Here is a 10000-nt window from a genome sequence, read left to right on the forward strand (position 1 = left end):
GCAGTTACGTTGCCTTTAACGATAGCACCTTTTTTGTTATCAGCAAGGTAGCCGTTGAACGGATCTTCGTCTAATTGCTTGATGCCTAAAGAGATACGCTCGCGCTCTGGGTCAACTTGTAACACAACTGCGTGTACTTCGTCGCCTTTCTTGAATTCACGTACAGCGTCTTCGCCAGTTGAATTCCAGCTGATGTCTGACAGGTGTACTAAACCGTCGATGCCACCGTCTAAACCGATGAAGATACCGAAGTCAGTGATTGACTTGATCTTACCAGATACGCGGTCACCCTTGTTGAAGCCCTTAGCGAACTCTTCCCATGGGTTGGCTTTACATTGTTTCAGACCTAAAGAAATACGACGACGTTCTTCGTCGATTTCCAGGACCATAACTTCCACTGAATCACCTAAGTTAACAACTTTAGATGGGTGGATGTTTTTGTTAGTCCAGTCCATTTCTGAAACGTGTACTAAACCTTCAACGCCTTCTTCGATTTCTACGAAGCAGCCGTAATCAGTCAGGTTAGTGACGCGACCAGTGATGCGAGCACCTTCTGGGTAACGTGAAGCGATAGCGGCCCATGGATCTTCACCCATTTGCTTCAGACCTAAAGAAACACGTTGCTTCTCACGGTCAAACTTCAGAACCTTAACTGGGATTTCATCGCCAACATTGACGATTTCGCTTGGGTGCTTAACACGTTTCCAAGCCATGTCAGTGATGTGCAGTAAACCGTCTACGCCACCTAAATCAACGAATGCACCGTAGTCAGTCAGGTTCTTAACGATACCTTTAACTTCCATGCCTTCTTCTAAGTTTTGTAACAGTGTATCGCGCTCAGCACTGCTTTCAGATTCGATTACCGCACGACGTGATACAACCACGTTGTTACGCTTCTGATCCAATTTGATAACTTTGAACTCAAGTTCTTTGTGTTCTAAGTGTAATGTGTCACGTACCGGACGCACGTCAACTAATGAACCAGGCAGGAATGCACGGATACCATCAACTTCGACAGTGAAACCACCTTTAACTTTACCAGTGATGATACCGATAACAGTAACTTTATCTTCACAGGCTTTTTCCAGGCGAACCCAAGACTCGTGACGTTTAGCTTTCTCACGAGACAGTAAAGTCTCACCGAAACCGTCTTCAACCGCGTCCAGAGCTACGTCGATGATGTCACCAACGTTCACTTCAATCTCGCCAGCCAGGTTTTTGAATTGTTCAACAGGGATTGCTGCTTCAGATTTCAGACCGGCGTCAACCAGTACTACGTCTTTATGGATAGCAACGATAGTTCCTTTAACAATAGAACCAGGGCGAGTTTCGATAGTTTTGAGGCTCTCCTCAAACAGTAGTGCAAAATTTTCAGTCATATTCACTTTTTCAGTTTAAGTGCTCCACGCACAGTCCTGTGTCATGGGGTTGCTAAGTTAACTTGTCATCATCCTTGCGACAAGCTGTCCAACGTGAAGGTCTAGGCCTGGTTCAACTTTTTACAGACGTTGAGAACCTCGTCCAACACTTGTTCAATAGATTTATTGGTCGAATCCAGCATGTATGCATCGCTTGCAGGCTTTAAAGGCGCTACGGCGCGATTCATATCCCGTTCGTCACGGGCCTGTATTTCGCTCAAAAGGTCGCCGATGTTAACATCATGGCCCTTTTCTTTCAACTCTAAATAACGCCGTCTGGCGCGCTCTGACGCGTCGGCGGTTAAAAAGATTTTAACTTCTGCCTGTGGGAACACCACAGTGCCCATATCACGACCATCTGCCACTAAGCCCGGTGCTTCTTTAAACGCACGTTGACGGCGTAACAAGGCTTCACGTACCCGTGGTAAAGAGGCAATTTTAGAGGCCACTGAACCCACTTCTTCAGTACGAATAGTATGAGTGACATTTTCGCCTTCCAGCGTAATGCGGGTATTGCCTTGTTCGTCGCAATTAAACTGAACATCAAGATGAGCGGCCAACGGCTGTAATGCTTCTTCGTCAGCAGGGTCAATTTGATGATGGATAGCAGCTAAAGCTAATACACGATAAATTGCTCCGCTATCCAGCAGATGCCAGCCCAGTTTTTGGGAAACTAAACGGCAAATTGTGCCTTTCCCTGAGCCACCTGGTCCATCAATGGTAATTACCGGCGCTTGTTGCATTCTGCCTCCAAAACAGTCGAACACACAAAAAGATGCGGCATTATACAGAAATAAATGACAAAAAGCGCGGTTTAATCCATGGGATCGCGTAACCGTTCAGGTTACGCGTTATTCGTCAGGCTAAAGTACTGAGCGTGCTAAATACTTCAAAGTATTGGGGAAATGTTTTACGAGTACAATCAGGGTCTTCAATGGTTACAGCCGTATTACTTAATGCAACCAAAGAGAAGCACATAGCCATCCGGTGATCGTTGTAGGTTGCGATGCTGGCATGTTTCAGTGTCGTTGGTGGTGTGATCACAATGTAATCTTCACCTTCTTCCACTTCAGCACCCACTTTACGCAGTTCTGTTGCCATAGCCGCTAAACGATCGGTTTCCTTCACGCGCCAGTTGTAAACATTACGAATAGCTGTTGGACCTTCAGCGAATAATGCTGTGGTCGCAATAGTCATAGCCGCATCAGGAATAGCATTGTAATCCCGGTCTATGCCCTTTAGCTGGTTACGGGTAACCGAAATGTAATCATAACCCCAGTCCACTGTCGCGCCCATGGCTTCTAACGCGTCGGCAAAGTGAATATCGCCCTGCACTGCATTTTTGCCAATGCCGGTGACTTTAATAGTGCCACCTTTAATAGCAGCAGCTGCGAGGAAATAAGAGGCTGAAGAAGCATCCCCTTCAACCAGAAAATCGCCAGGCGACTGATACTGCTGATTACCTTTGACCACAAAACTCTGATAGTTGTTGTTTTTAACTTGGACGCCAAAACGCGCCATCAGAGCCAAGGTGATATCAATATAAGGTTTGGACACCAGTTCGCCACTAATGACAATTTCGCTGTCACCCGACAACAAAGGTGCCGTCATCAGCACTGCGGTTAAAAACTGACTGGAGACAGAACCATCAATACTGATGTGACCGCCAGCCAGAGCCTTGCCGCGAATACGCAGCGGCGGATAGTCTTTGTGCTGCAAGTACTCAATATCGGCATTCCATTGCAGCAAAGCATCCACCAGATGGCCAATAGGACGTTCGTACATCCGTGGTTCACCTGTTAAGGTTACGTCGACATTGGATACAGCCAGAGCTGCAGTTAAGGGGCGCATGGCTGTGCCGGCGTTGCCTAAAAACAGCTCAAGTGGTTCTTGATGCTGAAATATACCAGCCACGCCTGTGATTTCGCAGACAGTTTTATCTTCAGATAACGAAAACCTGACGCCAAGCGCTGTTAAGGCATTAAGCATATGGCTAACATCATCACTGTCGAGCAAATTAGTGATACGGGTTGTGCCTTTGGCTAATGCAGCCAGCAGTAAAGCGCGATTGGAAATACTTTTTGAACCTGGTAAATGCACTACGCCTTCCATTTTTGCGATAGGCTCTAGGGTTAAGGTTTTCATCAGCCGTGCACCCGCTCAAATTCTTTCATAAAGGTCACTAAAGTTTGTACGCCTTCAAGTGGCATAGCGTTATAGATACTGGCGCGCATACCACCCACCATGCGGTGACCTTTTAGTGCTAGTAAGCCATTTGCTTCGGCTTCGCTGACAAATAAGTCGTTCAGTGTCTCGTCGCCTAATAAAAACGGAACGTTCATGGAAGAGCGGAACTGTGGCGCCACATCGTTACGATAAAAATCACTCTGGTCGATATAGCCATATAAGGTTTGTGCTTTGAGGGCGTTGTGCTGTTGCATTGCATCTACACCGCCCCGACGTTTTAGCCACTGGAACACCAGTCCAGCCAGATACCAGGCATAAGTAGGAGGCGTATTAAACATACTGTCATTTTCGGCAGCCAGACGATAATCCAATACGCTAGGAATGCTGCTGCCTTTGGCTGGTAACAAGTCTTCACGCACAATGGCCAGGGTTAAACCAGAAGGCCCGATATTTTTCTGAGCTCCGGCATAAATCACACCATAACGGCTGACATCAATATGCCGCGATAAGATGGTGGATGACAGGTCGGCCACTAAGGGCGCTTTGGTTGTTGGTAAATCGATAAACTCCATGCCATCCACAGTTTCGTTTGGGCAAAAATGTACGAAACTGGCGTTGTCATTAAGTTGCCAATCTGAAGCTGGCACTAAAGTGCGAAGGCCATCTTGTTTGATTTGAATGTTCTGAGCTTTTAAAGCGGTAAATTTTTCCGCTTCTTCTACAGCCGCCTTAGACCAGGCGCCAGAGACTATATAATCCGCACTAACGCCTGGTTTTGCTAAATTCAGTGGCACTGCAGAAAACTGACCGCGACCGCCGCCATGCATAAACAGCACTTTGTAATTAGCGGGTATGCTCAGTAAATCGCGCAGGTCCTGCTCTGCCTGAGCCGCAACCTGCATAAAATCTTTGCCTCTGTGACTCATCTCCATAATGGAGCAGCCGCGACCATGCCAGTTGATCAACTCTTCCTGTGCCTGTTGCATCACTTCCACCGGCAACATAGCCGGGCCAGCACAAAAGTTATAGGTGGTCATCTCTTGCTCCTGTTACAACGCTTTATCGAATGAAAAACAAATTAGAAAATGGCTTTGGGTCATCTTGGGATGATCTTTGTTGTTGTGGCCTTGGGTTAGAACGAAAAGTGCGCTGGTCCAAAAACTTTGACGTCTGGACGGCTCTTTTTGCCAGCTACTTTAACTCACTTTTATAACCAGACAAATAAAAAAATCGTCTGGAACGATTTTTAACAACGCAAAGCGTTGGCCCTAAGGGTAAGTGCCACGGAAGGCTGCGAATAAAAAATCGTCCGGAAAGATTTTTAACAAGGCAAGGCGTTGCGTCTCAATTGCCAGCCAATAAAAAAGGACGCCGCAGCGTCCTTTTCCACTCTTACTCTTCTTCACCGTCCGGCACAGCATCCTCTGTCGGATTTTGTGCGGCTAAGGCTGCTGCTGCAGCTTCTGCGGCTGCAACTTCATCCTGATCCTGAATTTCGTCGATGCGTTGCACACCTACTACTTTTTCACCTTCTATGGTGCGGATCAGAATCACACCAGCCGTATTACGACCTACTTGTGATACTTCACTGACGCGGGTCCGTACCAGTGTGCCTTTATCAGAAATCAGCATGATTTCATCCAATGCATTCACCTGAACAGCACCTACCACCAGACCGTTACGCTCAGAGACTTTAATAGAGACCACACCTTGGGTCGCACGGCTCTTCTCTGGGTATTCCTGCAGCGCGGTACGTTTACCATAGCCGTTTTCAGTCACAGTCAGAATTGCGCCTTCACTCTTCGGTACAATCAATGAAACGACTGAGCCGTTTTCGCGTAGTTTAATACCGCGAACACCAGTCGCACCACGGCCCATTGGACGGACCTGCTCTTCGTTAAAGCGCACTACTTTACCGTCGTCTGAGAACAACATGATCTGACTGTTGCCATCTGTGATATCCACACCAATCAGCTGATCACCTTCGTTCAGGTTCACGGCAATAATACCGTTGCTACGTGGACGAGAGTATTCAGTCAGTGAGGTTTTCTTCACTGTACCGTTGGCTGTCGCCATAAACACGTACTTGCCTTCTTCGTATTCACGTACCGGCAGAATAGCGGTGATCCGCTCGTTTTCTTCCAGTGGCAGTAAGTTAACAATAGGCTTACCACGCGCCTGACGGGAGGCCAGCGGTAATTGATACACTTTCATCCAGTACAAACGACCACGGTTAGAGAAACACAAAATGGTATCGTGGGTACTGGCGATCAGCAGTTGGTCAACAAAGTCTTCATCTTTGACCGTAGTTGCGGCTTTACCACGACCACCACGACGTTGCGCTTCATAATCAGACAGAGCCTGATACTTGGCGTAACCTAAGTGAGACAAGGTCACCACCACGTCTTCTTCGGTGATCAAGTCTTCCATATTGATATCCATCGCATTGTCCTGAATTTCAGTACGACGGGCATCACCATATTGGGCTTTAACTGCTTCTAACTCTTCACAGATCACTTCCATTAAACGCTCCGGGCTGCCCAGAATGTGTAATAACTCAGCAATCAGTACTAATAATTCTTTGTACTCGTCCAGAATTTTCTCATGTTCCAGACCTGTCAGTTTGTGTAAACGTAAATCAAGGATTGCCTGAGCTTGTTGCTCTGTCAGGAAATATTCGCCGTTACGGATACCAAAATGTTCTTCCAGCCATTCAGGGCGGGCCGCGTTTTCACCGGCACGTTCTAACATGGCGCTGACATCACCCAGCTGCCAACCACGAGCGACTAAACCTTGTTTGGCATCAGCCGGGCTTGATGAGTTTTTGATTAAATCAATGATTTCATCAATGTTGGCAAGTGCAATGGCCAAGCCTTCTAAGATATGAGCGCGGTCACGGGCTTTGCGTAAATCGTAAACAGTTCTGCGTGTCACCACTTCGCGGCGGTGTAACACAAAACATTGCAGCATATGCTTTAAGCCCATCAACTTCGGCTGCCCCTGATCCAGGGCAACCATGTTGATACCAAACACAGTTTGCATTTGAGTTTGGGTGTACAAATGGTTCAGCAGTACGTCTGAGGACTCGCCGCGTTTGACTTCAATGACAATACGCATACCGTCTTTATCAGACTCGTCACGTAAAGCTGAAATGCCTTCGATGCGCTTCTCTTTGACCAGCTCGGCAATTTTTTCAATCAGGCGGGCTTTGTTCACCTGGTAAGGAATTTCATCAACAACAATAGTCTCGCGACCTGTTTTGTCATCGGTTTCGATATGAGTTCTGGCGCGGATATACACCTTACCACGACCGGTGCGATAGGCTTCTTCGATACCACGACGACCATTGATAATAGCGGCGGTCGGGAAATCTGGTCCTGGCATCAGTTCCATCAGTTCAGGAATGCTGATATCCGGATTGGCAATCAATGCCAAACAGGCATCAATCACTTCATTTAAATTGTGTGGCGGAATATTAGTCGCCATACCAACGGCAATACCAGATGAACCGTTGACCAACAGATTTGGAATTTTTGTAGGCAATACAGCCGGAATCATTTCAGTGCCGTCGTAGTTAGGCACATAGTCGACTGTTTCTTTATCCAAGTCGGCTAACAATTCACCCGCGATGCGAGACATACGCACTTCGGTATAACGCATAGCTGCTGCAGAGTCACCGTCCACTGAACCGAAGTTGCCCTGACCGTCAACCAGCATATAACGTAAGGAGAATGGCTGCGCCATACGAACTATAGTGTCGTACACTGCGCTGTCACCGTGCGGGTGATATTTACCTATGACGTCACCGACAACACGGGCAGATTTCTTGTAGGCTTTATTCCAGTCGTTGCCTAACTCTTTCATCGCAAACAACACGCGACGGTGAACTGGCTTTAAACCGTCCCTTACGTCCGGTAAGGCACGTCCCACAATAACGCTCATTGCATAATCGAGATAAGAATTCTTTAATTCTTCTTCGATATTAATGGGAACAATTTCTTTGGCCAAATTTGTCATAAAAAGCTTTTTTCCCTTAAATCAACAAGATACCCGCGTTTTTTACTGTAATGGGTCGCGGGACAAAGGCGGATTCTACCACAGAAAAAACACCTTGCCAGTTCTGTTGTGCTTTGTACAGCATTGCTCAAACAGATCAAGGCCTTATAATAGGCAAAATTTTTAGTGGATACGCTTATGAACTCCTCTTCCAATGTTGATCCGGGCGAAATTGCCAAATTTAATGAAATAGCTTCTCGCTGGTGGGATGAAACTGGTGAGTTTAAACCCCTACACCAACTAAACCCATGCCGCCTGGCCTTTATCAGTGACCAGGTACAAGGCCTTTTTGGTAAAAAGGCAGTAGATGTCGGTTGTGGTGGAGGCATTTTGGCAGAGGCTATGGCCAAAGCCGGCGCACAGGTCACCGGCATTGATATGGCGAACGAAGCACTCACCGTAGCTAAGTTACACGCTCTGGAGTCGGCTGTATCCATTCAGTATCAACAAAGTACAGCAGAAGATTTTGCCGCGGCCAACAAGGCAGTATTTGATTTGGTAACTTGTATGGAGATGTTGGAACATGTCCCTGCACCTGCTTCGGTAGTTCAGGCTTGCGCTGATTTAGCTAAACCTGGTGCGACCTTGGTGTTCTCGACATTAAACAAAACCTGGAAAGCCTATCTTATGGCCATAGTAGGCGCAGAGCAGTTGTTGAAGTTAGTCCCCAAAGGTACTCACGAGTTTGAGAAGTTTATCCGCCCTTCTGATCTGATGCGCTTCATCGATGATGCTGGTTTACAAGTCGTGGATGCAACAGGTCTGCACTACAACCCAGTAAACCAATCCTTCCGCACTGGCCCGGGCCTGGACGTAAATTATTTTGTGGTAGCAAAAAAGCCGTTATGAGTCTTCAGAACATTAAACTGAAAAAACCAGCTGCCTTGTTATTTGATTTGGACGGTACGTTGGTCGATACAGCCCAGGACTTAGGCGCAGCGCTGAATTTTGTTCTGCGACAACATGGTATGCCTGAAAAAAGCTACGACGAATACCGCCCTATGGCCTCGCATGGTGCCAAAGGTTTGTTGCAGCTGGGTTTTGGCGTAGCGATTAAAGAGATTGATTTTGGCAAAGCCCGTCAGAGCCTGCTGGATTATTACCACCACCACAGTGGTGTACACAGCTGCTTGTTTCCTGGCGCTGAAGAGTTATTTGCAGCGCTTGAGGCACGGAACATCCGTTGGGCTATAGTGACCAATAAACCTTATAAGCTCGCCGCTAAAGTACAGCGTCAGTTACCAGCTTTATTAAAAAGCAGGCTCTTGATCGGTGGCGACAGTCTGGCACAGCGTAAACCTGATCCAACGCCTTTATGGATGACGGCTCACTACATGCAGGTACCAGCAAATCAATGCTGGTATATAGGTGATGCTGAACGAGATATAGAATCAGGACGTCGTGCCGGCATGCAAACCGTGATGTGCGATTTTGGTTATGTGGGACCAGATGATAAAACTGAACTCTGGGGCGCAGATTTACACATTTCAAGCCTGGATGACCTGATCCAACACTTGGACTGAGTTCAGTTTTTTCACTTTTTGTTCAATTAAAAATCACCTCGTCGCAGGTGATTTTTTTTAGTGACTTAAAATTTAACCGAACAGACAAAATAGATTTTTTACTGAAAAACTATTGCTTCCGTACAGAGGTTTTTAAAAGCCTATTTCGCACGTTAGCGGATACTAACATGCTGCTTTTTTCGCCCGCCAGCAGGGGTTGCAATTGATATTGATCCACTCTATCTTGTGATCCGTTCTCCTTTCACCCCTAGATGTTGTGTCACTCAGCTGAGTTTGACCTAATGAAGCCAAAAGCGGGTGAATTCGCTGCACAGGATAAATTCTGTGCACACTATAATAACAATTGAGATGGAATTTTCGGCGGAAAAATATGACTCAAACATTATACGTAACCAAAAGAGATGGTCTGCGCGAACCATTAGACTTAGATAAAATTCACCGTGTGATAGATTGGGCGGCTGAGCGCTTACAAAACGTATCAGTGTCTCAGGTTGAGTTACGTTCTCACATTCAGTTTTACGACGGCATAAAGACCGCCGACATTCATGAAACCATCATCAAAGCCGCTGCAGATTTAATTTCAAAAGAGACGCCGGATTATCAATATATGGCCGCACGTTTGGCTGTATTCCATCTGCGTAAAAAAGCCTATGGCCAGTTTGAACCGCCAAAGTTATACGACCATGTGGTTAAAATGGTGGAAGAGAAGCGTTATGACGCTCACATTCTGGCGGATTACAGTAAAGAAGAATTAGACCAGCTGGATACATTTATAGTCCATGCCCGAGATTTAGATTTCAGTTATGCTGCTGTCAA

8 protein-coding genes are annotated in these 10000 nt (G+C 46.6%); 3 read left to right on the forward strand and 5 right to left on the reverse strand.

Annotated elements, in window-relative coordinates:
• The 5 genes from rpsA to gyrA all read right to left on the reverse strand — a co-directional run.
• The coding region (gene rpsA / locus LDL40_RS16875; protein ID WP_300996612.1) for a 30S ribosomal protein S1 at positions 1–1379 on the reverse strand (1379 nt) is incomplete at its 3' end.
• Between the two features lie 101 nt (positions 1380–1480).
• Positions 1481–2161, reverse strand: a complete 681-nt coding sequence (gene cmk, locus LDL40_RS16880; RefSeq protein WP_127022833.1) for a (d)CMP kinase — start codon at positions 2159–2161, stop codon at positions 1481–1483.
• A 115-nt stretch (positions 2162–2276) separates the two neighbouring features.
• A complete protein-coding gene (gene aroA, locus LDL40_RS16885; protein ID WP_300996613.1) occupies positions 2277–3563 on the reverse strand; it encodes a 3-phosphoshikimate 1-carboxyvinyltransferase in 1287 nt (428 codons plus the stop codon).
• The gene (gene serC / locus LDL40_RS16890; RefSeq protein WP_300996615.1) at positions 3563–4642 is read right to left on the reverse strand and encodes a 3-phosphoserine/phosphohydroxythreonine transaminase; all 1080 of its coding nucleotides are present in this window, start codon (positions 4640–4642) and stop codon (positions 3563–3565) included. Before serC ends, aroA begins: the two co-directional genes overlap by 1 nt.
• Positions 4643–4997: 355 nt before the next feature.
• Entirely contained in the window at positions 4998–7622 is a 2625-nt protein-coding gene (gyrA, locus tag LDL40_RS16895) for a DNA topoisomerase (ATP-hydrolyzing) subunit A (RefSeq protein ID WP_300996617.1), read from the reverse strand.
• 177 nt (positions 7623–7799) lie between these two features.
• Here gyrA and ubiG point away from each other — a divergent pair, with 177 nt between their 5' ends.
• From ubiG to LDL40_RS16910, 3 genes are all read left to right on the forward strand, one after another.
• Positions 7800–8510 (forward strand): bifunctional 2-polyprenyl-6-hydroxyphenol methylase/3-demethylubiquinol 3-O-methyltransferase UbiG, encoded by a 711-nt coding sequence (gene ubiG, locus LDL40_RS16900; RefSeq protein ID WP_300996618.1) that lies wholly within the window; start codon positions 7800–7802, stop codon positions 8508–8510.
• A complete protein-coding gene (locus LDL40_RS16905; RefSeq protein ID WP_300996619.1) occupies positions 8507–9184 on the forward strand; it encodes an HAD-IA family hydrolase in 678 nt (225 codons plus the stop codon). The genes ubiG and LDL40_RS16905 overlap by 4 nt, the downstream gene beginning before the upstream one ends.
• Before the next feature lie 370 nt (positions 9185–9554).
• Positions 9555–10000: ATP cone domain-containing protein (locus LDL40_RS16910; protein ID WP_300996620.1), on the forward strand; the 446-nt coding region annotated here is incomplete at its 3' end.

Source organism: Rheinheimera sp. (genome assembly GCF_020217005.1).
In the GTDB taxonomy this organism is placed as follows: Bacteria; Pseudomonadota; Gammaproteobacteria; order Enterobacterales; family Alteromonadaceae; genus Pararheinheimera.

Coding starts and splice junctions, on each gene's coding strand:
- aroA (WP_300996613.1), bottom strand. CDS start 3,563: ATGAAAACCTTAACCCTAGAGCCTATCGCAAAAATGGAAGGCGTAGTG.
- cmk (WP_127022833.1), bottom strand. CDS start 2,161: ATGCAACAAGCGCCGGTAATTACCATTGATGGACCAGGTGGCTCAGGG.
- gyrA (WP_300996617.1), bottom strand. CDS start 7,622: ATGACAAATTTGGCCAAAGAAATTGTTCCCATTAATATCGAAGAAGAA.
- serC (WP_300996615.1), bottom strand. CDS start 4,642: ATGACCACCTATAACTTTTGTGCTGGCCCGGCTATGTTGCCGGTGGAA.
- ubiG (WP_300996618.1), top strand. CDS start 7,800: ATGAACTCCTCTTCCAATGTTGATCCGGGCGAAATTGCCAAATTTAAT.
- LDL40_RS16905 (WP_300996619.1), top strand. CDS start 8,507: ATGAGTCTTCAGAACATTAAACTGAAAAAACCAGCTGCCTTGTTATTT.